This window comes from Ruegeria sp. CI8, from assembly GCF_056536865.1.
In genome coordinates this window covers 289977-313830 of sequence record NZ_JBQFQL010000001.1, presented here as the reverse complement: position 1 = coordinate 313830, position 23854 = coordinate 289977, and the positions used below count along the sequence as shown (strand labels likewise).

Below are 23854 nucleotides of genomic sequence, written 5' to 3'. Positions count from 1 at the left end.
AATTTAACATATGACGCTGAAAAACCCGGCTGCGTTCGAGTTCCTGCAGTCGCGCAGGTCGCGGCCCGCCAAGACGTTGATGGCCCCGGCGCCGACCCGCGACGAATTGATCCCGTTGCTGACCGCAGCCGCTCGCAGCCCCGATCATGGCAAGTTGGAACCTTGGCGGTTCATCGTCATCGAGAAGGGCGCAATGCCGCGATTGGCCGATCTGACCGAGGAACGAGGCGTTACGCTGGGGAAAAGCCCCGAAGACATTGCCAAGGCCCGCAGTCAGTTCGATATGGGTCATCTCGCTGTTGCCGTCATCGAAGTGCAGAAACCATCGCCGAAAATCCCTGGAATCGAACAAACCTACTCGGCCGGGGCGGTCTGCCTTGCACTGCTCAACGCAGCCCTTGCTGCGGGTTGGGGTGCCAACTGGCTTTCAGGTTGGCAGTCGCACGACCGCGAATTCTGCGAACGCGGTTTGGGCCTGGCCGACAATGAACGCATTGCCGGACTGATTCACATCGCAACCGAAGGAGCCACTCCGCCCGAAAGGCCCCGCCCGGACGTGGCCGCGATCACCGAGTGGGTGACGGAATGATTATCCTCAACGCGTTCTTCGCGGCCTTGGGGCAGCTCGGCGATTCTCGTTTCAGATCGGTGCTACTGCGCGGTGTCGGCCTGACGATAGTGCTGCTTGTTGTTGCCTGTGCGGCGGCGATTTGGGGCATCAACGCCCTTGCTGGTCAGGAGATCTCGCTGCCATTTGTCGGCGACGTCCCGTGGTTGAACGACGTTCTGAACTATTCAGGGATCTTTCTGGTTCTGATCCTGCCGGTCTTTCTGATGGTGCCGGTGGCCTCAGCCATCACATCGATGTTTCTGGATGAGGTCGCACAGGCCGTTGAAGACCGGCATTACCCGAACCTACCCCCTGTTCCGTCCGTCCCGATCTGGGATGCGGTGCTGGACTCGCTGGGATTCTTGGGCGTGTTGATTATTGCCAACGTATTGGCGTTGGTCCTTTACGCGCTGTTCACACCCCTCGCTCCGTTCATTTTTTGGGGGATGAACGGGTTTTTGCTGGGTCGGGAGTATTTCACGCTGGCGGCAATGCGCCGGATCGGGCGCGACGGTGCGCGGGCGTTGCGGGCACGCCATGCCGGGACGATCTGGGTCGCCGGAACCTTGATGGCCATCCCCCTGTCGGTCCCGCTGGTGAACCTTTTCATTCCGATCATCGGAGCCGCAACGTTCACGCATATCTTTCATGGGCTGTCGCGACAGGCCGAGCGCTGATTACTCGCGCGGTTCCATCTGGTTCAACCAGTCGAAATCACGAACTGAGATTACGCCAGAAACAATGATCCCTGCGATCACCGCCCACAACACGATAGAAATACCGGTGGTGATCCAGATCTTTTTCTTCATGTGGTGAACTTCCGGAGCGCCCGCATGCGTCCCCGGCACGATGTCACCCAGATCGCCTTGCGTCTTGATGCGGATCGGCAGCACGACCAACAAGGTCATGAACCAGATCACGGCGAACAATACCAGCGCAGCAGTGATTGTCATTTCGACGCCTCCTCAGCCCGGCTCAGACTTGCTCCAGCTCCACAAGGCACCCGTTGAAGTCCTTGGGGTGCAGAAACAGCACGGGCTTGCCGTGCGCGCCGATTTTGGGTTCTCCGGTTCCGAGAACGCGGGCACCGGTCGCCTTCAGGTGATCCCGTGCGGCGATGATGTCTTCGACCTCATAACAGACATGGTGGATGCCACCCGCCGGGTTCTTTTCCAGGAAGCCGTTGATCGGGCTGTCGTCGCCCAGCGGGTACAGCAGCTCGATCTTGGTATTGGGCAGTTCGATGAAGACAACCGTAACGCCATGATCCGGTTCATCCTGAGGTTCACCAACCTTGGCGCCCAGCGCGTTGCGGTATTGGGCGGATGCGGCCTCGAGGTCGGGCACGGCGATGGCGACATGGTTCAGGCGGCCAATCATGGCGGTCTCCTCTGTTCTGCGTTGCAGCGTTTATGGGGGCTGCCCTGTCAAAGGGCAAGTGCGCCAAAACGCGCGTTAACCCTGTGTTAGCCAGGAGTTCCTAGCGTGAGGCATCTGCTGAAAGGAGTTCTGCCATGGACGATTCGGTGCCGTTCGCCCCATCCGCCGTCGCCCCCAGCGCCACCCGGCCTTTGCTGGGTCAGACCATTCTGGTTGTCGAGGACAGTCGTTATGCCTGCGATGCGATGCGACTGATGTGCCTGCACAGCGGCGCCCGCATTCGCCGGGCCGATTGCTTGAGGTCGGCGCGCAGGCACCTTCAGATCTATCGCCCGTCGGTGATCGTGGTTGACATGGGCCTGCCGGACGGCTCTGGCGCAGACCTGATCGCGGAACTCAACGCGGTTTCCCCACGTATCAGCGTCATCCTTGGTATGTCCGGCGACGACTGCGCCGAAACGCTTGCCTTGCAAGCCGGAGCCGATGGTTTTCTGGCGAAACCGTTGAATTCGCTGATCAGCTTCCAAAGGGCCATCCTGGAGAACCTCCCCGAAGACCGCCGTCCGGGTACACTCCAATCCGTCAAAGACGAACAGATCTGCCCCGATCCGCTGGCTTATCAGGATGACATGGCGCATATCGCAGATGTTCTGACCGGGCCTGCGGATTCACGCACTCTGGACTATGCCGCCCAATTCCTGCGCGGTGTTGCCCGAGATGCCGAGGATACGGTTTTGGAGCAGGCGGCCCATGACCTCGCATCCTCGCGCGCCAAGGGCGCTCCGGTAACAGCCTTGGCTGCGCGCGTTGCCGGCCTTGTCCAAAGCCGTCTTGAAAGACGAAAGGCGATCTGAATGACCTTGGCCTACTTCGTGACAACGGCCATGCTCTGCGCTTGGTGGTATTGGCACACCCGCAGATCCGCACGGACCATTCGCGCCAACCGCGAGAAACAGCCGAACTGGGTGGACTGAATTCAAGTTCAAGGGGTTTTAGCCACTTGGAAAACGCGGGCACCGATAAGCACTGAAGTACTTGGCGGAAAGTTCGCTTCGCGCCACCGCAGTAGTTTTGACCGCACCCAAAGGTTTTTCACACTCTGGGTACGGTCCTTGGCTCATTCCTGAGGGATGACCCGCAGGCCCAGTTCCATCAGCTGATCCGAAGTCGGGTCCGAAGGCGCTTGCATCATCAGATCTTCGGCACGCTGGTTCATCGGGAACATCATGACCTCGCGGATGTTGGCCTCGTCCGCAAGCAGCATGACGATCCGGTCGATACCGGCGGCGCAGCCCCCGTGCGGCGGAGCTCCATAGTGGAACGCGTTGAACAGCGCGCCAAAGCGGCTTTTGACCTCGTCCTCGCCGTAGCCGGCCAGTTCGAACGCCTTGAGCATGATTTCGGGCTTGTGGTTCCGGATCGCACCCGACACCAGCTCGTAACCGTTGCAGGCCAGGTCGTACTGATAGCCCTTGACCTCAAGCGGGTCGCCCTGCAGCGCCTCCATGCCACCCTGCGGCATCGAGAACGGGTTGTGTTCGAAATCGATCTCGCCGGTTTCCTCGTCCTTCTCGTAGATCGGGAAATCCACGATCCAGGCAAAGGCGAACCGGTCCTTGTCGGTCAGGCCCAGCTCTTCGCCGATAACGTCGCGCGCCTTGCCGGCGACTTTTTCAAAGGCTTTGGGCTTACCACCCAGGAAGAACGCCGCGTCACCGACCCCAAGGCCCAGCTGCTGGCGAATTGCCTCGGTGCGTTCAGGGCCGATGTTCTTGGCCAGCGGGCCGGCCGCTTCCATCCCCTCACCCTGATCGCGCCAGAAGATATAGCCCATACCGGGCAGACCTTCTTTCTGTGCAAAGGCGTTCATGCGGTCGCAGAACTTGCGGCTGCCGCCACCCGGCGCGGGGATCGCGCGGATCTCGGTACCTTCCTGTTCCAGCAGCTTGGCGAAAATCGCGAAACCGGACCCGCGGAAGTGTTCCGACACCACCTGCATCTTGATCGGGTTGCGCAGATCGGGCTTGTCGGTGCCATACCACAGCGCCGCGTCTTTGTAGGAAATCTGCGGCCATTCCTGATCAACCTTCCGGCCACCGCCGAATTCTTCGAAGATTCCCGTCAGAACTGGCTGGATCGTGTCGAACACGTCCTGCTGGGTTACGAAGGACATCTCGAGGTCGAGCTGGTAGAAGTCCGTGGGCGACCGGTCGGCGCGCGGGTCCTCGTCACGGAAGCAGGGCGCGATCTGGAAATACTTGTCGAAGCCCGACACCATGATCAGCTGCTTGAACTGCTGCGGCGCCTGCGGCAACGCATAGAACTTGCCCGGATGCAGGCGCGAGGGCACCAGGAAGTCGCGTGCGCCCTCGGGGCTGGACGCGGTGATGATCGGCGTCTGATATTCGCGGAAGCCCTGATCCCACATGCGGCGGCGCATGCTGGCCACCACGTCCGAGCGCAGTGCCATGTTGCGCTGCATCGCCTCGCGACGCAGGTCCAGGTAGCGATAGCGCAGGCGGGTTTCCTCGGGGTATTCCTGATCGCCGAACACCATCAGCGGCAGCTCCTCGGCCGCGCCCAGCACTTCCAGTTCGCGGACATAGACCTCGATCTCGCCGGTGGGCAGCTTGGGGTTCACCAACTCGGCATCGCGCGCCTTGACCGTGCCGTCGATGCGGATGCACCATTCCGAGCGCACTTTCTCCAACGCGCTGAACGCAGCACTGTCGCCGTCGCACAGAACCTGGGTCACGCCATAGTGGTCGCGCAGGTCGATGAACAGCACGCCGCCGTGATCTCGCACCCGATGAACCCAACCCGACAGGCGGACGGTTTCACCGACATTGGCGGCGGTCAGATCGGCGCAGGTGTGGCTGCGATAGGCGTGCATGGATGATATCCCTTCGGGCGCTGAATTCGTCGCGCCGATACACCGCGATCGGGTCGGGAAGTCAAGGGTTGGAGCACGATGCGCCTCCATCGGAGCCCGGAATGCAGACAAATTCGAAAAAATCGCTATCTTTTGGACAGGTGAACTCGAATAGTTTTCCCGGCACGCGGGAGCCAGGCCCCTTGAGCAAGGAGATGTTCGGCCGATGTGGCAAGCTGTTTTGGATCGCGTATTGCGGGGTTTCATCACCCGCGGAACTCTGCGGATCACCTATCCTGACGGGACGGCGCGCACCTATGGCGACGCCACGCAGCCCGAGGCGCATATCGCCCTGCATGACCCCGCATTGATGGCGCGCTTGGTGCGCAATCCCGAGATGGCTTTTGGTGAGGGCTACATGAACGGCACCCTGACCGTCGATGAGGGGGGACTGGAAAGTGCCATGCGGATCGCGATTCGATGCGCGGCCAGCGGGTCATTGCCCCTGCTGCAGCAGATCCAGGACTGGGCCGGGTATCTGCTGAGACCGATCCTGCAGCGCAACTCGGTCCGCTCGGCGCGGCGTAACGTGGCGCATCACTATGACCTGTCCGACGACTTCTACCGGCTGATGCTGGACCCTGACATGCAGTACAGCTGCGCCTATTTCCAGCAGCCTTGGATGACTTTGGAACAGGCACAAGCCGCCAAAAAGGCGCATATCGCGCGCAAGCTGTGCCTGGAGCCCGGCATGCGCGTGCTGGACATCGGCTGCGGCTGGGGCGGTCTGGCCCTGACGCTGGCGCGTGACCACGGCGTGCATGTGACCGGGCTGACCCTGTCGAAGAACCAGCACCGCACTGCGACCGCGCGGGTGCAGCAGGCCGGGCTGACCGACCGCATCGACATCCGGCTGATGGACTACCGGCAGATGCAGGACCAGTTCGACCGGATCGTCTCGGTCGGGATGCTGGAGCATGTGGGCGCGCCACAGCTGCGCACCTATTTCGACCGGGTCGCCGCTCTGTTGAAGCCCGACGGCGTGGCGTTGATCCATTCCATCGGCCGCAACGGGCCGCCCACCGGCCAGTCGCCCTGGCTGAACAAGTACATCTTCCCGGGTGGCTATGTCCCGTCGCTCGAGGAAATCGTCAGACCCGTGGCACGCACCGGCTTGTGGTTTCTGGATGTCGAAAGCCTGCGGCTGCATTATGCCCTGACGCTGCGCGCCTGGCGCGACCGGTTCGAGAGCAATCTGGACCAGGTGCGCGCGATGTATGATGACCGGTTCATCCGCATGTGGCGGTTCTACCTGACCGCCTGCATACTGGTGTTCGAAGAGCGCGACCAAACCGTGTTCCAATTGCAGCTGGGCCACCGGCGCGACGCGGTGCCTTTTACGCGTGACTATCTGTACCAGCCCGATCAGGACATGCGCGACGCCGCCGAGTAATGCCCCTAGAACGGGCGCTGCACGTTGCCGGAATAGAAGAACACGCCAAGCCCGGCGGCAAAGATGATGTTGCCGGCGATCGCGTGCAGCAGCACCGCATAGAAGAACGACCCGCGCTTGCGGTAGGCCCAGGAAAACAGCAGCCCGCCAGCGAATGTCATCACGGTGACGATCCAGTTCCAATACATCAGGTGCGCAAAGGCGAACAGCCCGGCGTTCAGCAACGGCAAGGCCGCGCCGTTAGGCAGGATCGCGTGATAGCGGCGATAGAACAGTGTGCGGAACAGCAGTTCTTGCGGCAATGCCGACAGCAACGGATAGCCCAGCCAGATCACGGCCAGAAATTCGGGCCGGTTCAGCAGCAGATAAAAGGCCGCATCGGGGCGCGTAGCTATCACAAGGGCCGAACAGATCGCCGCCATTGCCAATGAAAACCCGATCACCTCGGCCCAGCGCCAGTTGCGCCAGCCATAGCGCAGTTCGGCCCAGGAAAAGCCCGGGGTGCGGTGCAGCAGGGCGATCCCGACAGCGGTGAAGAAGAACAGGGCCGGAAACATCCAGTCGGGTGGAAACAGAACCGCGATCAGCAAGGGGACCGCGACATAGAACGCCACGAATTCAGCCTTAAGGCGCAGGTTCGATACCTGCAATCCACGCGCAGAACTGCGGTCGCTCATGGCAGCATTACCTTGGCCGGTATCAAACCGCGCAAGGAATTACCCATCCAGACCCGGTGCGCGGCGGCCAGGTCATGCAGGGTCAGGACCGCCTCGGTCGCGCGTCCGGTTTCGAGCAACTCCTCACGCAGGATGCCCGGCAGCAGGCCCGCCGTAACCGGCGGTGTCAGCAGGCGCCCGTCTTCATTTTCGACGAACAAGTTAGTGATGGTGCCCTCGCACAGTTCATCCCGTTCGTTCAGGAACAACAGCTCGTCCACGCCGTCGGGTAATTCCGCCCGCGCTTGATCGTAGATCGCGCGGCGGGTGGTCTTGTGGCGCAGCCAGGTGTCCGAGGACGTCAGCCTTGTTGTCGCCAGACCTACCGTCCAGCCCGGCGGGTTGTCTGCCAAAGGCCCCGTGGTGATCTTGGGTGCACCGGTCAAGTCCAGCGTCAGCCGACACCGCAGCGGATCAGCGCCGGACACACCGTCCACCACTTGGCCGACGCGCCGCACATCGAACCGAACACCCAGCCAGTCCGCAGTCCGCGCCATGCGCCGCAGGTGACGGGTCACACGTACAAAGCCCTGCCCGGGCCGAAACGCAAAGGTTTCGATCAGGCGGAAATAAGGCTCAGTTGGTGCGCGAACCGGGCTTTCCATAGCGCTTCCTCGTATTCCGACGCGGCGGTGCTGTCCCAGACGACGCCTCCGCCGACGTTCAACGTGGCCCGATTGCCCTCGACCATCAAGGTCCGGATCGCGACGTTGAACTCCGACCGCCCGTCCGGGGCGGCCCAGCCGATGGTGCCGCAGTAGATGTCGCGCGGCCAAGGCTCCAGATCCGACAGGATCTCCATCGCACGGATCTTGGGGGCGCCGGTAATCGATCCACAGGGAAACAGCGCCGACAGGATGTCGGACAGTCCGGCCCCCACCTGCAGCCGCGCCTGCACCAGCGACACCATCTGATGCACGGTGGCGTAGGTCTCGACCTTGAACAGCTCGGGCACCTGAACGGTTCCCGGCAGCGCCACGCGACTGATGTCATTGCGCAGCAGGTCCACGATCATCAGGTTCTCGGCCCGGTTCTTTTCGTCCGAGGACAGGAAATCGCGCCGCCGCGCGTCCTCGGCCAGATCGGCGCTGCGCGGCTGGGTACCCTTCATCGGCCGGGTCTCGATCATCCCGTCGGCATCGGTGCGGAAGAACAGCTCGGGCGAGCGGCTGAGCAGATCGGGCAGCCCGTCCTGCTGGACCAGCGCGCCATGACCGACCGGCTGTCCGGCGGTCAGCGCGGCGTAGAGCGCGGCGCTGTCGCCCTCGGTTTCCAGGTCGATGGGAAAGGTCAGGTTGGCCTGATAGATGTCCCCGGCCCCGATCGCATCATGCACGATGCGGAAGGCTTCGGCATAACGCGCCTCGCTCCAACGCGGCTGAAACGCAGTCAGCCCTGCCGCACCGGGCGGCAGGTCCTGCGCGCTGGGGCCATCGAACACCCCAAAACACAGCAGCGGCAATCGACGGTTCGCGGGCAGCCTTGCGGTCAGTTTGGGCTCAAGCGCATAGCCCAGCTCGTAACTCGCATATCCGGCAAGCCAGCCGCCCTGCGCGCGTGCGTCATCCAGCGCCGCCAATGCTTGGGGCACCTGCTCCAACCGGTCGGCGCGGATCACCTGGGCGGCCCGGTCGAAACCGGTGCCCGGACCGGCGGGTCCCTGATCGAAACGAATGCGCAATTGCTTCCTCATCTGCCGTTCAGCGGCATATAGAGAATACGGTGCCAAGGGAAAGGGGGGAAAGCGGCAATTTCGCTTCCGTTTCCGATCCCCCTTGCACCTTTTGCCCGGGTCCCTATAACGCACGACAATTTGGGCGCTTGGGCGGCGCCCGCGACTCGTGCAAAATCGAAGGGACCAGGCCATGCCGAAGAGAACCGACATCCAGTCGATCATGATCATCGGGGCGGGGCCCATTGTCATCGGGCAAGCCTGCGAATTCGACTATTCCGGCGCCCAGGCCTGCAAGGCGCTGCGCGAGGAAGGGTATCGGGTCATCCTGGTGAACTCGAACCCTGCCACGATCATGACCGACCCCGAGCTGGCCGACGCCACCTATATCGAGCCGATCACGCCCGAGGTCGTCGCCAAGATCATCGAAAAGGAACGCCCTGACGCCCTGCTGCCTACGATGGGAGGTCAGACCGGCCTGAACACCTCCTTGGCGCTGGAGGAGATGGGCGTGCTGGAAAAATTCGGCGTCGAGATGATCGGGGCCAAGCGCGAGGCCATCGAGATGGCCGAGGACCGCAAGCTGTTCCGCGAAGCGATGGACCGCCTGGGCCTTGAAAACCCAAAGGCCACCATCATCACCGCTCCCAAAAAGGCCGACGGCTCTGCCGATCTGGATGCCGGCGTGCAGATGGCCCTGGACGAGTTGGAAAACATCGGCTTGCCCGCGATCATCCGCCCGGCCTTCACTCTGGGCGGCACCGGCGGCGGTGTGGCTTACAACCGTGAGGATTACATCCACTTTTGCCGCTCGGGCATGGATGCCTCGCCGGTGAACCAGATCCTCGTCGACGAAAGCCTTCTGGGCTGGAAAGAATATGAAATGGAGGTGGTGCGCGACACTGCCGACAACGCGATCATCGTCTGCTCGATCGAGAACGTCGATCCGATGGGCGTGCATACCGGTGACTCTATCACCGTGGCCCCTGCGCTGACGCTGACCGACAAGGAATACCAAATCATGCGCAACGGCTCGATCGCCGTTCTGCGCGAGATCGGCGTCGAAACGGGCGGATCGAACGTGCAATGGGCGATCAACCCGGCAGACGGCCGCATGGTCGTGATCGAGATGAACCCGCGTGTGTCGCGCTCGTCAGCGCTGGCGTCCAAGGCGACAGGCTTCCCGATCGCCAAGATAGCCGCCAAGCTGGCGGTGGGCTACACGCTGGACGAGCTGGACAATGACATCACCAAGGTCACGCCTGCGTCTTTCGAACCGACCATCGACTATGTCGTCACCAAAATCCCGAAATTCGCTTTCGAGAAATTCCCCGGATCCGAGCCTTACCTGACCACCGCGATGAAATCGGTGGGTGAGGCCATGTCCATCGGTCGTACCATCCACGAATCGATGCAAAAGGCGCTGGCTTCGATGGAATCGGGCCTGACCGGGTTTGACGAAGTTGAAATTCCGGGCCTGAGCATCGGCCCATGGGATGCGGTCGAAAGCAGCGACGACAAGGCACATGTCATCAAGGCCATCAGCCAGCAGACACCCGACCGTTTGCGCACCATCGCGCAGGCGATGCGCCACGGTCTGACCGACGACGAAATTTTTGCCGTCACCAAGTTCGACCCGTGGTTCCTGGCCCGTATCCGCGAGATCATCGACGCGGAACGCACCGTCCGCAAGGACGGCCTGCCGATGACCGAGGGCGGCCTGCGCCGGCTCAAGATGCTGGGCTTTACCGACGCGCGTCTGGGCAATCTGGCCGGCCGCGACGAGGCCAACGTGCGCCGCGCCCGCCACAATCTGGGCGTCACCGCCGTGTTCAAGCGGATCGACACATGCGCCGCCGAGTTCGAGGCGCAGACGCCCTACATGTATTCGACCTACGAGGCCCCAACGATGGGCGAGGTCGAGTGCGAGGCCCGCCCCAGCGACCGCAAGAAGGTGGTCATCCTGGGCGGCGGCCCCAACCGGATCGGTCAGGGGATCGAGTTCGACTATTGCTGCTGCCACGCATGTTTCGCGCTGACCGACGCGGGCTATGAAACCATCATGGTCAACTGCAACCCCGAGACGGTGTCGACCGACTACGACACCTCGGACCGGCTGTATTTCGAGCCGCTGACTTTCGAGCATGTGATGGAGATCCTGCGGACCGAGCAGCAGAATGGCACGCTGCACGGCGTGATCGTTCAGTTCGGTGGTCAGACCCCGCTGAAGCTGGCCAATGCGATCGAGGCCGAAGGTATTCCGATCCTGGGCACCACGCCCGACGCGATCGACCTAGCCGAAGACCGTGAACGGTTCCAGGCACTGGTCAACGATCTGGGCCTGAAACAACCCAAGAACGGCATCGCTTCGACCGATGCGCAGGCGCTGGAAATCGCCGAGGAAATCGGCTTCCCGCTGGTGATCCGCCCGTCCTACGTTCTGGGCGGCCGCGCGATGGAGATCGTGCGCGACATGGACCAGCTGAAGCGCTACATCAACGAGGCCGTGGTGGTCTCGGGCGACAGTCCGGTGCTGCTGGACAGCTATCTGGCCGGCGCAGTCGAACTGGACGTGGACGCGCTTTGCGACGGCAAGGATGTCCATGTGGCCGGCATCATGCAGCATATCGAAGAGGCCGGCGTGCACTCGGGCGACTCGGCCTGTTCGCTGCCGCCCTATTCGCTGTCGAAAGAGATCATCGCCGAGATCAAGGACCAGACTTACAAGCTGGCCAAGGCACTGAACGTGGTCGGGCTGATGAACGTGCAGTTCGCGATCAAGGATGACGAGATCTACCTGATCGAGGTCAACCCGCGCGCCAGCCGCACCGTGCCTTTCGTAGCCAAGGCAACCGACAGCGCGATTGCCTCGATCGCGGCGCGGGTGATGGCGGGCGAACCGCTGTCGAACTTCCCGCAACGCCCGCCCTACAAGGAAGGCCAGGACACCAAGATCGCCGACCAGATGACCCTGGCCGACCCGGACATGCCGTGGTTCTCGGTGAAAGAGGCGGTGCTGCCCTTTGCCCGCTTCCCCGGTGTCGATACCATCCTGGGTCCTGAGATGCGCTCGACCGGTGAGGTCATGGGCTGGGACCGCGACTTCCCCCGCGCCTTCCTCAAGGCGCAAATGGGCGCGGGCATGGTGCTGCCGTCCAAGGGACGGGCTTTCATCTCGATCAAGGATGCCGACAAGGGTCCGGCGATGATCGAGGCTGCGCAGGTTCTGGTCGAGCAGGGATTCTCGCTGGTGGCCACCCGCGGAACACAGACATGGCTGGAGTCCAAGGGCGTGCCCTGTGACGTGGTCAACAAGGTCTACGAGGGCCGCCCCGATGTGGTGGACATGCTGAAGGACGGTCAGGTCCAGTTGGTCATGAACACCACCGAAGGCGCGCAGGCAGTTGAGGACAGCAAGGCCATCCGCTCGATCGCGCTTTATGACAAGATCCCCTACTACACCACGGCTGCGGCCAGCCATGCCGCCGCCCTGGCCATCAAGGCGCAGGCTGAAGGGGATGTGGAGGTCAAATCGCTACAGGGTTGACGCCCGCAGCGGACAAGCAAAAAGCCCCGGCCATTCGCCGGGGCTTTTTTGGGATCATGCAGTCTGGGCCGCCAGCCTGCGCTGTTCTTCCCGAAAGAAGAACAGCATGTAGAACACCGGCGCGGCGACCATGGTCAGGATCGTCGCGAAAGCCAGACCACCCATGATCGTCACTGCCATCGACACGAAGAACGCGTCGGTCAGCAGCGGCGCCATCCCCAGGATCGTGGTGATCGCCGCCAGCATGACCGGGCGCAGACGCGAGACCGAGGCTTCGATGATCGCTTCGCGCAGAGGCTTGCCCGTGGCGCGGACAAGGTCGATCTCTTCGACCAGAACAATACCGTTCTTGATCAGCATCCCCGACAGGCTGAGAAGCCCGAGAAGCGCGGTGAAGGTAAAGGGCAGCCCCGTACCCAACAGCCCGATCACCACGCCGTTCACCGACATCGGCACCAGCAGCCAGATGATGACCGGTTGCCGGATCGCGTTGAACAGCAGCACCGAGATCAGAACCATGATCAAAAGGCTCAGCGGCAACTGCTTGCCAAGGCTGGCTTGCGCTTTGCCGGAATCTTCGAACTCGCCGCCCCATTCCAGCTTGTAGCCCAGCGGCAGCTCCATGTCCTCGATCGCATCGCGAACCTCGGAATGAACCTGTACCGCAGTCAGGCCGGCCGGGATATCTGCGCCCACCGTGACGGTCAGAACGCGATCGCGCCGATGAACCAGCGTATTGAGCGCTTTGTACTGGAACCCGTCCACCATCTGCTCGATCGGCACGAATTTCTGTGACTGGTCCGAATACACCACTTGATCCACGATCGAGTATTCTCCGTCCGCCGGTCGACGCAGGATGATCGGGATCAGGCGGTCCCTCTCGCGGAACACGCCGCCGGTGATGCCGTCCGTCGAAAACTGCAGGGTGGCGGCGATGTCTTCGCGGGTGACACCGGCCGTCTGCGCACGTTCGGTCGCATAGATCGGCTGGACCGCCAATTCCATTTCACGCCAGTCGTGATGCACGTCCAGCGCATTTGGCGAAGCCGCCGACATGCGCCGCACCGCCTCGTCGGCCAGTTGCCGCAGGACGACCGGATTGCTGCCCGAGAACCGCGCCTCGATCGGGGTACCGCCGCCGGGGCCGAAGACCAGACGCTTGGTCCGGAATTCGCCTTCGGGGAATTGGGTTTCACCAAAGGCCTCCAGATCGGCACGCAGGACGGGAATGTCCTCGAGTGTTTCCGTCCGGATGATCATATGCCCATAGCTCGGGTTGGGCTTCTCGGCCGAATAGGTCAACATGAACCGCGTCGCGCCCTGCCCCACGAAGGTGGTGACCGAGACGACATCATCCCGCTGGGCCAGCCAGTCTTCGAAGACTTGCATATCAGCACTCGTCCGCGCGATCGGAGTACCCTGCGGCAGCTTGTAATGGACGAAGAACAGCGGCGTATTGGAGTCCGGGAAAAACTGCTGTTTCACCATCGCGAAGCCGGCATAGCAGACCACGGTGACCCCGACCAAACCGGCCACCACCAGCCACCGGAACCGCAATGCCCAGCGCAGGATCGCCCCGTAGGTTCGGAACAGGATGCCGCTATAGGCGTCGACATCCACGTCTTTGCCTTGTTTGAAGAAATAATGCCCCAACAACGGTGTTGCTGTGATGGCCAGCACCCAGCTCAGCAGCAAGGATATCGCGATCACCGCAAATAACGAGAACAGGAATTCGCCCGTCGCATCCGGGCTGAGCCCAATCCCGGCAAAGGCCATGATTCCGATGACCGTGGCCCCCAGAAGGGGGATCTGGGTCTTGGACGCGGCCTCGTCGGCAGCATCGCGCGAGTTTTTTCCCTTGAGCATGGAGATCTGCATCCCCTCGGCCACCACGATGGCATTATCGACCAGCATCCCCATCGCAATGATCAGCGCGCCCAGCGAAATGCGCTCCATCTCGATGGAAAACAGCGCCATGAACAGCAGAGTCCCGACAACGGTCAACAAAAGGGTCGAACCCACAACGACTGCCGCGCGCCAACCCATGAATATTCCAAGCACCGCCACCACGATGGCAACCGACATGGCCAGGTTCACAAGAAAATCGTTCGAAGCCTGCTCGACCACGACATGCTGCTGGTAGATCGGCAATACATCGACGCCTGCAGGAATTTCCACGTCCAGCTCGGCCAGCTTGGCGTCGACGCGCTTTCCGACCTCCACGATGTTTTCCGTCGACAGGCCGGCAATACCCAGGGTGAAAGCTTCGACGCCGTTGAACCGGATCATGATGTCAGGATCGGTCTGGCGGGCCCGGTAGACATTGGCCATGTCGAAGAGGTTGATCACTTGCCCCTGAGAGCCAACCGACAGCCCGGCGATCTCGGATACGCTGTCCGATCCGTCGGCCGTCAGGATCGTGGTGCGATCGTCGTTTGACCGAAGCGTCCCTGACGACTGGACCGAATTGGCGTTCGCGATTGCTTCGTTGATCGACTGCAACGGCACATTCTGGTTGACCGAAATGGCCAGGTCCGGCTCGATGAAAATGGCTTCGTCCGGCAAGCCCTGCACTTCAACGTCTGCAACACCTTCAACGGTCAGCAACTCGCGCCGCAAGAAGGTCGACAATTCGTGCTTTTCGGCATCGCTGAACCCTTCCGCGGTGACGGCATAGAAAAGACCGAACACGTCACCGAACCCGTCATTCACATAGGGCTGGCTGACACCGGACGGCAATCCACGGGCCGCATCCCGGACCTTGGCGCGGAGTCGGGTCCAGATATCCGGCAATTCGCTGCCATCGTAGGTGGACTTGATCTCGACTTCGATCAGCGATTGACCGGGACGGTTGACCGAGGTGATGACATCGACCTCGCCCATCTGCTGGATGGCAGATTCCAAAGGCTCCGAGACCTCCTCGGCCACCTGTTCAGCCGTCGCACCAGGATACGTGGTCAACACTACGGCGTTCTTGATGGTAAAGGCCGGATCTTCGAGCCGCCCGAGCGACGAAAATCCCCAGATCCCACCCAACAGGGCGATCAGGATCACCAGCCACGTATAGATCGGCCTGTCGATCGAGGCGCGTGCGATATTCATCCTCGCCCCCTTCAGTTCGCAAAGCCGGCAAAGCGGCGCACGGTCTGCCCATCGGTCAGAACGGACCCGCCGGCCACCACGATTTCGTCGCCGTCCGACAATCCGGTCAGAACCCGGACGTCACCTGTCTGGGTAGGTTCGATGGTCACGGGAACACGCCGCACGGCGCCAACATCTGCACCGACCGGCGAAAAGACCATAACGCCCAGATTGCCCTCGGCGTCGGCGACAATCGCGGTCGGGGGAACGATGATGCCAATGCGTTTGTCATCGACCTGAACATTGACGGTTACCGACGAGCCGGGCAGCACCCGCAAGTCTTCCGGCGGCGTGAGGCCGAACTGAATCCGGAACGTCTGGCCGACGCTCGAAGTTTCAGCGTCGAATTCGCGGATTTCCAACGGGAAGACCTCGTCACTTGCGGGGAATTTCGCCGTGATGGAAATGCCATCTTCCTGGCTGGTCCTTTGAAACAGGATTTCGGGCACATCGACCTCGATCCTCAATTCGGACAGATCGTGGATCCGGACGATCGGCGTTCCGGCGGCCACGGTCGTGAAGTTCTCGACCTCACGCCGCGATACCAGCGCATCGAACGGCGCGGTCAGGGTCGTGTGCTCGAGGTTGTACTGGGCGTCACGCACCGCGATTGCAGCCAGTTGGGCGGCGGTTTCAGCGTCATCGACAGCGACCTGACTTGCAGTCGTCCCCCGCAGGCGCGACAGGCGGGCCACGGTGCGGTCAGCCTGATCCTTCTGAAGACGCGCACGTTCCAGTGCCAGTTCGAACGGCTCTTGGTCCAGCTTTGCAATCAGGCTGCCCTTGGGCACCTGGAATCCTTCGTTGACGGGCAGTTCCACGATCTGTCCGGCGACCTGAAACGCCAGATCGACAGTCTGCCGCGCGGCCACGCGCCCGAAGAACTGGCGTGAAAATCCGGGAGCGGTCTCATGCACCACCATAAGTTTTACAGGCTTGGTGTCGTCTTGCGCCGCAAGCGGTGCGGCCAGTACGGCAAGGGCGAGGCCCAGCGAAGTCAGCAGCTTCATTTCGTCAATCCCTCGGGTATTCCCGTTTTCAGAATGTTGTCCCGGATCTTGCGGGCAAGCCGGGCAAATTGAGCGGTTTCCTCGTCATCCAACCCGGAGGCACGGTGAAACAGCTCTCCGGCGGTGGTGACCAGCATGTTGCGGGCTTCGGCACCTTTGTCGGTCAGCACCAGCAACCACGCACGGCGATCATCGGGATCCTGCTGACGGGTCAGATAACCGGCCGCCTCAAGCGCATCGGCGGTGGCCGTAATGGTCGACGGCACGGTCAGCATGTCGGCCGCCAACACTCCCATCCGCTTGGGCTGATCCAACTTGATCAACATATGGCATTCCTGATGGCTGAGATCGGTATCGATGCAGCCGAAACTCTCTTCCAGTTTCCAGTACAGCGCATAGACGCCCATCATCGCCTGGATCTCAGGGGTCAGTCGGGCCAGCCGTTCACTGATGTCTTTGGTCATGGATGCTCTCCGCACGAGTCGAGCGGTGATATACTTCGGATTCCGAACTATTCAAGATGTGAAGTTGAATTTGCGCAAACCTATGCCGTTCCCTTGGGTCAACATCTCTTGATCTGGGGGCGCTGTGACTGCATTTTGGGCGAATCCGAAACATTCAGGACCCGACATGTACACGCCCGCAATCACCGGTACCGGGGTTTTCACGCCCGAAAACGTCATCACCAATGCCGAGCTGGTCAAAGCCTTCAACGCCTATGCCGACAAGATGAATGCTGCCAACGCCGATGCCATCGCCGCGGGCGAGATGGAGCCGATGCAGCATTCCTCGGAAGAGTTCATCGTCAAGGCCTCGGGAATCGAGAACCGCTACGTCATGGACAAGACCGGCGTGCTGGACCCTGACGTGATGCATCCCCTGCTGCGCCAGCGCAGCGATGATGAGCCGGGCATTATGACCGAGATGGCGCTGGACGCCTGCAAAAAGGCGCTGGCTCAGGCAGGTCGGACGGCGGCGGATGTCGATCTGGTGATCTGTGCCGCGTCGAACCATGAACGCGCCTATCCCGCCATTGCGGTCGAAATCCAGAACGCGTTGGGCATCGCTGGTTTTGGGTTCGATATGAACGTGGCCTGTTCTTCGGCGACGTTCGGCATTCAGGCCGCGGCCGACATGATCCGGTCGGGGTCCGTACGGGCGGCGCTGGTGGTCAACCCCGAGATCTGCTCGGGACACCTGGAATGGCGCGACCGGGATTGCCACTTTATCTTCGGTGACGTGGCCACCGCCACGCTGATCGAGCGGATCGAGGATGCAAAGGGCTCGCATTTCGAAATCCTGTCGACCCGCTGCGCAACCGAGTTTTCGAACAACATCCGCAACAACAACGGTTTTCTCCGGCGCACCCGGCCCGACGGATTGAAGGACCGCCGCGACATGCAGTTCGTGCAGAACGGCCGCAAGGTGTTCAAGGAAGTGCTGCCGATGGTCAGCAAACACATCAGCGACCACATGGATTCCGAAGGGATCGAAAGCGGCGATCTCAAGCGGCTGTGGCTGCACCAGGCCAACAAGACGATGAATGATTTCATCGGCAAAAAGGTCTTGGGCCGAGAGCCGGAGCCGGGCGAACAGCCCAACATCCTGCAGGACTATGCCAATACATCGTCCGCCGGGTCGATCATCGCCTTTTCCAAATATTCAGACGATCTTCAGGATGGCGATGTCGGCCTGATCTGCTCGTTCGGTGCAGGATATTCGGTGGGGTCCGTCATCGTCAAACGCCACGCCTGACACGCCGGCGCCGCCGGTCCACGTCCGGCGCAACAAGCGATAACCTCGAATATTTCGCCCGCGCAGGCGGACTGTTTTTGTATTCCTGAAAACTTCTTCAGAATTGATACAGCGCAACTTAACCCGCGGCCTCCATCTGGAAGGCCATGCAATTCCGCATGTCAGGTGACGCTAGGTTAAGAAAGGTGCGCCATGTTCAAGAGTTCTAAGTCAGGAATGGCGGCCTGGGTTGTCGCCCCGTTTTTGGGGGTTGCTGCAGCCAGCGCGGCCATGGCCGAGCCCCAGGTTTGCAACGCCAACACAGCACGGATCGCAGCCAACAATGGTGACTATGCGGCCCTTTGCGGCTGTTCGCAGGTTACGCCCAGTTTCCTCTCGCATCTGCAACAACGGGCAGATTTCGGGTCGGTTCTTGCCAATACCTCGCAGCAATGTCCGGGACTGGCCAATCTGCTGAGCGATTTGCCGACCGGATCGATTTCCAACGCCAACAGCTTTGACGGCCGCGAAAACGACCCCAGCGGATTTCAACCCGCATCGAGCACCGGCCCATCCGCCGGCGGCGGATCCGGGTCGGGCGGCGGAAACAGCGGCCCCGGAAATGGCGGGGGGAACGATGACCCCGGTGATGGCGGATCCGACGATCCGGGCAACGGCGGCGGGAATGATGATCCCGGCAACGGCGGCGGCAAGCCTGGCGATGGCGGCGGCAAACCCGGCAAGGGTGGAGACAAACCCGGCAAGGGCGGCGGCAAGCCCGGCCATGGTGACGGCAAGCCCGGCAAGGGTGGCGGTCACGGCGGCGGTAAAGGCAACAACGGTGACGGGAAAGGCGGCGGCAAGGGCAACAATGGCGGCGGCAAAGGCAACAACGGGGGCGGAAATGGGTCCGAAGGCTCAAGCCCTGGACGCGGGAACAATGCCAACGACGACGAAAACTGACTAAGGCTAAGAGCTACTTCAGCTCAGCTTGAAGAAGGCGATGCGCACATCGCCTTTTTCACCGCCCCATGACGGCTGGCCGGGAAACTAAATCAGCTGACGCTTTCCTCTTCGAGGTGCAATTTCATCTCGATCAGAACCTGTTGCAGCAACGAGGTTTCTTTCAGCAGACGCTTGGCTTCGTTGACGGTAATGATGCCATCTTCGATTGCGGCCTGGTATTCGGTCATCAGCATCGCAAACCGCTGGCTCAGTGCGATCACGTCCGAATTGACGCCCCCGGTGCGCGTACCGGTCGAATTACGCTCATCATAGGACAAGGTGATGTTCTTCAGGTCCGCCAGGGCCGAGGTCACATGCGGGTAGCTGGCCGCGTTTTCCAGACGTGCAACCGCATCCACCGGCATGAACCGGTCACTGTGCTCGGGATTGTCGGAGTAATACCGGCCTAATGTGGCCTTGGATTTCCCTGTGATCTCGCATGCTGCTTCGATCCCCACGTCCTTGACCAAAGCTTCGGTGTGCTTTTTCAGATAGGCCCCGATATCTGCCATTTTTGTACCTTTGTTCGCTGCGCCCTCTTGCCCGGCTGTCCGCACCGGGGAAAGGGAGGGGAAATTTCCCATACTCGAGTCATAATTGAAATGTCATATGTTGGCTATCCCTCAGATATGCGGGGGTTTTGTGAGTGAGTGGCGGCAGTTAATGCCGGTAAAGAGTGTTTGTGGGGCAGTATTTCAGGCCCTGCGCTGTTTCGGCCATTTCGTGGCCGGCGGTGTCGCTGTTGCGGAAGCGGGGTTATCCATCCCCAAGAGCATCTGCTCGGCCTCTGCGACTGCAATGGCGGCGTCGATTTGTTTCAGGACATTGACGACTTGCTCGCGCTGCGTGAGCCGATTAGACCCAGCCCATGGCCAAGCTGTACTTTAACTACTCAACCATGAACGCAGGCAAGTCCACGGTGCTGCTTCAGGCGTCGCACAACTATCGCGAGCGCGGCATGGACACCTATCTGATGACCGCAGCCATTGACGGGCGCGCGGGCCAGGGGCGCATCGCATCGCGGATCGGAATCTCGGAACAGGCCGATACGTTCACTCCCCACGACGATGTGTTCGCGATGATCCAAGACCGTCTTGATCAGGGGAAAGTGGCCTGTGTTTTTGTGGACGAGGCGCAGTTCCTGACCGAAGAACAGGTCTGGCAATTGGCTCGTGCGGTGGATGACCTGAAAGTACCGGTTCTGGCCTACGGGTTGCGGGTGGATTTTCAGGGCAAGCTGTTTCCAGGATCAGCGGCTCTGCTGGCGCTGGCCGATGAAATGCGCGAGGTCCGCACCATCTGCAGATGCGGGCGAAAGGCCACGATGGTGATCCGTCAGGACGAAAACGGCAAAACCATCACTCAGGGTGCGCAGGTGCAGATTGGCGGAAACGAGACCTATGTTTCACTCTGCCGGAAACACTGGCGCGAGGCCGTGGGCAGTTAGACCAGATTTGGCAGCGGTCGCCCGGCGACAAAAGCCGCCACATTGTCCAATGCCATGTGCCCCATATCCGTGCGCACTTCCTCGGTCGCGGTGCCCAGATGCGGCAGCAGGGTGACATTCTCCATCTCGCGCAGGGCCTGCGGCACGGCGGGTTCAAACTCGTAGACATCCAGCCCGGCCCCGGCGATCTGGCCGTTTTTCAGCGCATGGATCAGTGCAGCTTCGTCCACGACTTCTCCTCGAGCGATGTTGACCAGAATGGCCGACGGCCGCATAGCCGAAAGAACCAAAGCGTCTATGAGGTGGAAGGTGTCAACACCACCGGGGACGGCGACGACCAGAAAATCGACCACAGCAGCCAGGGCCGCCAAATCGGGAACGAACTCGGCAGGGAAATCCAGATCCTTGGGCGTGCGGGACTGATAGCTGACCTGCATTCCGAACCCGAAATGACTGCGCCGGGCAATGGCTTGCCCGATCCGTCCCATTCCGATGATTCCGACCCGTTTTCCGGTGACGTGCTGTCCCAGCATTTGGGTCGGGTGCCAGCCCTGCCAATTGCCGGACCGGACCAGCCGTTCACCCTCGCCCGCGCGGCGGGCCGTTGCCAGCAGCAGAGTCATGGCAATGTCCGCCGTTGCATCCGTGACCGCCCCCGGTGTGTTGGTGACGCGAACACCAGCAGCCTGCGCTGCCGCCACATCAATGTGATTGAAACCCACCCCGAAATTGGCCAGCAATTTGCACCGCGGAACCGTGACCATTTCAAAGACATTGGCCGAAAAGACATCGCCCAAAGTCGGAACGACCACGTCGTAGTCCCGCAATGCGCGCGCCATCTCATCAATGCTGAGCGGTGCGTTGCTATCTCGGATATCGACGTCAAACTCATCCCGCGCGCGTGCAGTTACGGCGGCAGTCATCGGTCGGGTGATCAACAGCTTCATCAGTGCATCCGCCCGCCCACGGGAACTTTGCCATCAGGACCGATCAAAACAATCTCGCCCGATTCGTCCGGCAGACCCAGAACAAGAACCTCGGACATGAACCGCCCGATCTGACGCGGCGGGAAATTGACCACGGCCAGCACTTGTTTGCCGACAAGGGATTCGGGCGTGTAATGCGCGGTAACCTGTGCCGAGGTCTTGCGCTCGCCGATCTCGTCGCCGAAGTCGATCCACATCTTGATCGCGGGCTTGCGCGCCTCGGGATAGGGTTCGGCCCGGGTGACTTCACCTACGCGGATGTCGACTTTGAGGAAGTCGTCGAAGGATATTTCACTCACCGGACAACTCCTTGGATCGATCGGTTGCCGCCTTTACGGCTCGGTGCAACAGGTTTGGAAACCCTTCCTGTTCATGCATCAGGACTTCCAGCGCTGCCTGCGTCGTTCCGTTGGGTGACGTGACATTGATGCGCAATTGCGACGGATCTTCCTCGGACGCTATCGCCAAAGCCCCTGCCCCGGCAACCGTCGCCTTGGCCAGGCGCATGGCCAGATCATGCGGAAGGCCTTGCGCCTCACCGGCGGCGGCCAGCGTCTCAATCAAATGAAAGACATAGGCCGGGCCCGAGCCGCTGAGACCGGTGACCGCGTCCATCTGCGCCTCATCCTGCAGGCGCACGGTATCACCGATGGCCGAAAGCAGATCTTCGGCCAGGGTCATGTCAGAGCCCGACGTGCTGGCATTTCCAATCAGCGCGGTGATGCCCTGCCGGATCGCCGCAGGCGTGTTCGGCATGGCCCGAATGATCGGAGTACCAGCACCCAGAACGCGCTCGAACGTGGCGATGGAAGTTCCGGCGGCGACCGAGATGAACAGGGTTCCGCCGCCCCCCAACGCCTGAATTGCCGGCAATGCCTCGCCCATCATCTGAGGTTTGACGGCAACCAACACGACGGCAGGTCTTTCAGGAAGTGGGGTGTTGATATTGACCCCTTGCGCCCTGAGCCAGTCGGAAGGGTTGGGGTCGATCACCCATACTGATGCGGCTGGCAGGCCATGTTCCAGCCAGCCGGCCAACATGGCCGACCCCATCTTTCCGCATCCCAGAAGAACCAGCCCCTGATCCGCGACGCGTGACATGTCCATGATAGCCCCTCCCCTGCCTTTACGGTTTGGGGCAAAGCTTTACGCGCGGCCGTAAGCCTCTGCAATGGCGACTTGCATCGCATCCTCGGGCGTACGGTTGCCCCAGGTTACCAACTGGATCGCAGGATAGTAACGCTCGGCGCTCAGGACCGCGGCGGTGATCATCGTGTCGATCTGTTCGGGGCTGGCCGATTGCCCGCCGCTGAGCACCAGGCCGTAGCGGTAGACCATCAGCTTCTGATTGCCCCAGTAGGTGAAGGCGCCGGCCCAGCATTGGTCGTTCATGCGGTTGAGCAATTCATAGAGATCGGAAACCCGGTCCTCGGGCGGCTCCATCTCGAACGAGCAGACCATCCGCAGAGTCTCGTCATAGTTGGACCAGGCCAGCGTGATCGAGTAGGTGCGCCACTGTCCTTCGACCGCCATGGCGATCTGATCGTCTCCGATCCGGTCGAAATCCCAATCGTGGTGTTCAGCCAGATGTTCGACAATATCAATCGGATGAATGTCTTCTTCGAAATACTGCTCGGAAAGTGCCATGGTGCCACCTCACTTAATACCTAGCATTTCGGGGCTGGCAGCGCCCCAGCGCTAGTTGCCTGCTCTACAAGCCGGGCTTCCCCCATAGGCCTGTACTAAATATGGTGCGCTGTGGCTGGGACTCTGGCAACCCCCATTCTTGGGGATAACAGCAATAAGTTGTGGACAGATGGCAACGGCCACCAAAATATTGGCGCACCCTGCAGCTTTGCCTTGATTTATTTTTGCAATGCGGCGACACTCCCCACACTGCGAAACCCAGCGCGGGTTGAGCGGTGTAAGGTCTTGCCAAAAATTCTGAAATGCCGATCTGCGGCTGGGCTTATTTGTCCAGCTTCGCTTCAAGCGCGGCGATCCGCGCTTCCAGCGCCGCGTTTTCTTCGCGCGCTTTCTGGGCCATCGCGCGGACGGCATCGAACTCTTCACGCGTGACAAAGTCGCGATCCGCCAGCCAGCGGTCGACCAAGGACTTCATCGCCGTTTCAGCCTCTTCCCGCGCACCCTGCGCCACGCCCATTGCGTTGGTCATCAACTGGGACATATCGTCCAGAAACTTGTTGCGGGTTTGCATGTGTCTACTCCGGAATCGCGAATGCCTTCTATATGGGGGATAGAGAGCCCAGTCTCAAGGTTG

23 protein-coding genes are annotated in these 23854 nt (G+C 61.2%); 8 read left to right on the top strand and 15 right to left on the bottom strand.

The window, feature by feature from the left end; translation table 11 throughout:
• Window positions 1-10 precede the first annotated feature (10 nt).
• Entirely contained in the window at window positions 11-589 is a 579-nt protein-coding gene (locus ACR0DA_RS01510) for a nitroreductase family protein (RefSeq protein ID WP_170390917.1), read from the top strand.
• Window positions 586-1287, top strand: coding sequence for an EI24 domain-containing protein (locus tag ACR0DA_RS01505; RefSeq protein ID WP_480752719.1), 702 nt, complete (start codon window positions 586-588; stop codon window positions 1285-1287). The genes ACR0DA_RS01510 and ACR0DA_RS01505 overlap by 4 nt, the downstream gene beginning before the upstream one ends.
• Here ACR0DA_RS01505 and ACR0DA_RS01500 read toward each other — a convergent pair whose 3' ends face one another.
• Both ACR0DA_RS01500 and mce read right to left on the bottom strand, forming a co-directional pair.
• Window positions 1288-1563: a DUF1467 family protein gene (locus ACR0DA_RS01500; protein ID WP_480752717.1), complete on the bottom strand. Its 276-nt coding sequence runs from the start codon at window positions 1561-1563 to the stop codon at window positions 1288-1290.
• Between the two features lie 22 nt (window positions 1564-1585).
• The gene (gene mce / locus ACR0DA_RS01495; protein ID WP_093964690.1) at window positions 1586-1990 is read right to left on the bottom strand and encodes a methylmalonyl-CoA epimerase; all 405 of its coding nucleotides are present in this window, start codon (window positions 1988-1990) and stop codon (window positions 1586-1588) included.
• Window positions 1991-2124: 134 nt separating this feature from the next.
• Here mce and ACR0DA_RS01490 point away from each other — a divergent pair, with 134 nt between their 5' ends.
• Window positions 2125-2844: a response regulator gene (locus tag ACR0DA_RS01490; protein ID WP_170340629.1), complete on the top strand. Its 720-nt coding sequence runs from the start codon at window positions 2125-2127 to the stop codon at window positions 2842-2844.
• A gap of 263 nt (window positions 2845-3107) precedes the next feature.
• On the opposite strand, the gene aspS is transcribed toward ACR0DA_RS01490, so the two are convergent.
• Entirely contained in the window at window positions 3108-4883 is a 1776-nt protein-coding gene (aspS, locus tag ACR0DA_RS01485; protein WP_170441700.1) for an aspartate--tRNA ligase, read from the bottom strand.
• 205 nt (window positions 4884-5088) lie between these two features.
• Between aspS and ACR0DA_RS01480 the strand changes: the two genes are divergently transcribed.
• A complete protein-coding gene (locus ACR0DA_RS01480; protein ID WP_170598730.1) occupies window positions 5089-6315 on the top strand; it encodes an SAM-dependent methyltransferase in 1227 nt (408 codons plus the stop codon).
• A gap of 5 nt (window positions 6316-6320) precedes the next feature.
• On the opposite strand, the gene ACR0DA_RS01475 is transcribed toward ACR0DA_RS01480, so the two are convergent.
• Genes ACR0DA_RS01475 through ACR0DA_RS01465 form a run of 3 tightly spaced genes read right to left on the bottom strand, consistent with a single transcriptional unit; the run spans window position 6321 to window position 8724 of the window.
• Window positions 6321-6992: a CPBP family intramembrane glutamic endopeptidase gene (locus tag ACR0DA_RS01475; protein ID WP_170598733.1), complete on the bottom strand. Its 672-nt coding sequence runs from the start codon at window positions 6990-6992 to the stop codon at window positions 6321-6323.
• Window positions 6989-7636 (bottom strand): aminotransferase class IV family protein, encoded by a 648-nt coding sequence (locus ACR0DA_RS01470; protein ID WP_170598736.1) that lies wholly within the window; start codon window positions 7634-7636, stop codon window positions 6989-6991. The genes ACR0DA_RS01475 and ACR0DA_RS01470 overlap by 4 nt, the downstream gene beginning before the upstream one ends.
• Window positions 7591-8724, bottom strand: coding sequence for an aminodeoxychorismate synthase component I (locus ACR0DA_RS01465; RefSeq protein WP_170367991.1), 1134 nt, complete (start codon window positions 8722-8724; stop codon window positions 7591-7593). Before ACR0DA_RS01465 ends, ACR0DA_RS01470 begins: the two co-directional genes overlap by 46 nt.
• 172 nt (window positions 8725-8896) lie before the next feature.
• On the opposite strand from ACR0DA_RS01465, the gene carB reads away from it, so the two are divergent.
• Window positions 8897-12250, top strand: a complete 3354-nt coding sequence (gene carB / locus ACR0DA_RS01460; RefSeq protein WP_480752715.1) for a carbamoyl-phosphate synthase large subunit — start codon at window positions 8897-8899, stop codon at window positions 12248-12250.
• A 54-nt stretch (window positions 12251-12304) separates the two neighbouring features.
• On the opposite strand, the gene ACR0DA_RS01455 is transcribed toward carB, so the two are convergent.
• Genes ACR0DA_RS01455 through ACR0DA_RS01445 form a run of 3 tightly spaced genes read right to left on the bottom strand, consistent with a single transcriptional unit; the run spans window position 12305 to window position 16865 of the window.
• Window positions 12305-15352, bottom strand: coding sequence for an efflux RND transporter permease subunit (locus ACR0DA_RS01455; RefSeq protein WP_480752714.1), 3048 nt, complete (start codon window positions 15350-15352; stop codon window positions 12305-12307).
• An 11-nt stretch (window positions 15353-15363) separates the two neighbouring features.
• Complete coding sequence (locus tag ACR0DA_RS01450) at window positions 15364-16401, bottom strand: efflux RND transporter periplasmic adaptor subunit (protein ID WP_170357154.1); 1038 nt, start codon at window positions 16399-16401, stop codon at window positions 15364-15366.
• A complete protein-coding gene (locus ACR0DA_RS01445; protein WP_093964681.1) occupies window positions 16398-16865 on the bottom strand; it encodes a MarR family winged helix-turn-helix transcriptional regulator in 468 nt (155 codons plus the stop codon). Before ACR0DA_RS01445 ends, ACR0DA_RS01450 begins: the two co-directional genes overlap by 4 nt.
• A gap of 166 nt (window positions 16866-17031) precedes the next feature.
• On the opposite strand from ACR0DA_RS01445, the gene ACR0DA_RS01440 reads away from it, so the two are divergent.
• Together ACR0DA_RS01440 and ACR0DA_RS01435 are read left to right on the top strand one after the other, a co-directional pair.
• Complete coding sequence (locus tag ACR0DA_RS01440; RefSeq protein ID WP_480752713.1) at window positions 17032-18156, top strand: beta-ketoacyl-ACP synthase III; 1125 nt, start codon at window positions 17032-17034, stop codon at window positions 18154-18156.
• Window positions 18157-18348: 192 nt separating this feature from the next.
• Window positions 18349-19098, top strand: a complete 750-nt coding sequence (locus ACR0DA_RS01435; RefSeq protein ID WP_480752712.1) for a hypothetical protein — start codon at window positions 18349-18351, stop codon at window positions 19096-19098.
• A 92-nt stretch (window positions 19099-19190) separates the two neighbouring features.
• On the opposite strand, the gene ACR0DA_RS01430 is transcribed toward ACR0DA_RS01435, so the two are convergent.
• Window positions 19191-19652 (bottom strand): hypothetical protein, encoded by a 462-nt coding sequence (locus tag ACR0DA_RS01430; protein ID WP_093965032.1) that lies wholly within the window; start codon window positions 19650-19652, stop codon window positions 19191-19193.
• A 356-nt stretch (window positions 19653-20008) separates the two neighbouring features.
• On the opposite strand from ACR0DA_RS01430, the gene ACR0DA_RS01425 reads away from it, so the two are divergent.
• The gene (locus tag ACR0DA_RS01425) at window positions 20009-20587 is read left to right on the top strand and encodes a thymidine kinase (protein WP_480695676.1); all 579 of its coding nucleotides are present in this window, start codon (window positions 20009-20011) and stop codon (window positions 20585-20587) included.
• On the opposite strand, the gene ACR0DA_RS01420 is transcribed toward ACR0DA_RS01425, so the two are convergent.
• From ACR0DA_RS01420 to ACR0DA_RS01400, 5 genes are all read right to left on the bottom strand, one after another.
• Complete coding sequence (locus ACR0DA_RS01420; protein ID WP_480752710.1) at window positions 20584-21534, bottom strand: 2-hydroxyacid dehydrogenase; 951 nt, start codon at window positions 21532-21534, stop codon at window positions 20584-20586. The genes ACR0DA_RS01425 and ACR0DA_RS01420 overlap by 4 nt on opposite strands.
• Window positions 21534-21872, bottom strand: a complete 339-nt coding sequence (locus tag ACR0DA_RS01415) for a tRNA-binding protein (RefSeq protein ID WP_170434437.1) — start codon at window positions 21870-21872, stop codon at window positions 21534-21536. Before ACR0DA_RS01415 ends, ACR0DA_RS01420 begins: the two co-directional genes overlap by 1 nt.
• Window positions 21865-22680: a pyrroline-5-carboxylate reductase gene (proC, locus tag ACR0DA_RS01410; RefSeq protein WP_480752709.1), complete on the bottom strand. Its 816-nt coding sequence runs from the start codon at window positions 22678-22680 to the stop codon at window positions 21865-21867. The genes ACR0DA_RS01415 and proC overlap by 8 nt, the downstream gene beginning before the upstream one ends.
• A gap of 39 nt (window positions 22681-22719) precedes the next feature.
• Window positions 22720-23220 carry a type III secretion system chaperone family protein gene (locus tag ACR0DA_RS01405; RefSeq protein ID WP_093964674.1) on the bottom strand — a complete coding sequence of 167 codons (501 nt, stop codon included), beginning with the start codon at window positions 23218-23220 and terminating at the stop codon, window positions 22720-22722.
• 322 nt (window positions 23221-23542) lie between these two features.
• Window positions 23543-23791 (bottom strand): accessory factor UbiK family protein, encoded by a 249-nt coding sequence (locus tag ACR0DA_RS01400; RefSeq protein WP_093964673.1) that lies wholly within the window; start codon window positions 23789-23791, stop codon window positions 23543-23545.
• Window positions 23792-23854: the final 63 nt, after the last annotated feature.

Bases quoted from the DNA above. Each gene is read 5' to 3' on its own strand.
- ACR0DA_RS01510 (WP_170390917.1), top strand. From the start codon at position 11: ATGACGCTGAAAAACCCGGCTGCGTTCGAGTTCCTGCAGTCGCGCAGG.
- ACR0DA_RS01505 (WP_480752719.1), top strand. From the start codon at position 586: ATGATTATCCTCAACGCGTTCTTCGCGGCCTTGGGGCAGCTCGGCGAT.
- ACR0DA_RS01500 (WP_480752717.1), bottom strand. From the start codon at position 1,563: ATGACAATCACTGCTGCGCTGGTATTGTTCGCCGTGATCTGGTTCATG.
- mce (WP_093964690.1), bottom strand. From the start codon at position 1,990: ATGATTGGCCGCCTGAACCATGTCGCCATCGCCGTGCCCGACCTCGAG.
- ACR0DA_RS01490 (WP_170340629.1), top strand. From the start codon at position 2,125: ATGGACGATTCGGTGCCGTTCGCCCCATCCGCCGTCGCCCCCAGCGCC.
- aspS (WP_170441700.1), bottom strand. From the start codon at position 4,883: ATGCACGCCTATCGCAGCCACACCTGCGCCGATCTGACCGCCGCCAAT.
- ACR0DA_RS01480 (WP_170598730.1), top strand. From the start codon at position 5,089: ATGTGGCAAGCTGTTTTGGATCGCGTATTGCGGGGTTTCATCACCCGC.
- ACR0DA_RS01475 (WP_170598733.1), bottom strand. From the start codon at position 6,992: ATGAGCGACCGCAGTTCTGCGCGTGGATTGCAGGTATCGAACCTGCGC.
- ACR0DA_RS01470 (WP_170598736.1), bottom strand. From the start codon at position 7,636: ATGGAAAGCCCGGTTCGCGCACCAACTGAGCCTTATTTCCGCCTGATC.
- ACR0DA_RS01465 (WP_170367991.1), bottom strand. From the start codon at position 8,724: ATGAGGAAGCAATTGCGCATTCGTTTCGATCAGGGACCCGCCGGTCCG.
- carB (WP_480752715.1), top strand. From the start codon at position 8,897: ATGCCGAAGAGAACCGACATCCAGTCGATCATGATCATCGGGGCGGGG.
- ACR0DA_RS01455 (WP_480752714.1), bottom strand. From the start codon at position 15,352: ATGAATATCGCACGCGCCTCGATCGACAGGCCGATCTATACGTGGCTG.
- ACR0DA_RS01450 (WP_170357154.1), bottom strand. From the start codon at position 16,401: ATGAAGCTGCTGACTTCGCTGGGCCTCGCCCTTGCCGTACTGGCCGCA.
- ACR0DA_RS01445 (WP_093964681.1), bottom strand. From the start codon at position 16,865: ATGACCAAAGACATCAGTGAACGGCTGGCCCGACTGACCCCTGAGATC.
- ACR0DA_RS01440 (WP_480752713.1), top strand. From the start codon at position 17,032: ATGTACACGCCCGCAATCACCGGTACCGGGGTTTTCACGCCCGAAAAC.
- ACR0DA_RS01435 (WP_480752712.1), top strand. From the start codon at position 18,349: ATGTTCAAGAGTTCTAAGTCAGGAATGGCGGCCTGGGTTGTCGCCCCG.
- ACR0DA_RS01430 (WP_093965032.1), bottom strand. From the start codon at position 19,652: ATGGCAGATATCGGGGCCTATCTGAAAAAGCACACCGAAGCTTTGGTC.
- ACR0DA_RS01425 (WP_480695676.1), top strand. From the start codon at position 20,009: ATGGCCAAGCTGTACTTTAACTACTCAACCATGAACGCAGGCAAGTCC.
- ACR0DA_RS01420 (WP_480752710.1), bottom strand. From the start codon at position 21,534: ATGAAGCTGTTGATCACCCGACCGATGACTGCCGCCGTAACTGCACGC.
- proC (WP_480752709.1), bottom strand. From the start codon at position 22,680: ATGGACATGTCACGCGTCGCGGATCAGGGGCTGGTTCTTCTGGGATGC.
- ACR0DA_RS01405 (WP_093964674.1), bottom strand. From the start codon at position 23,220: ATGGCACTTTCCGAGCAGTATTTCGAAGAAGACATTCATCCGATTGAT.
- ACR0DA_RS01400 (WP_093964673.1), bottom strand. From the start codon at position 23,791: ATGCAAACCCGCAACAAGTTTCTGGACGATATGTCCCAGTTGATGACC.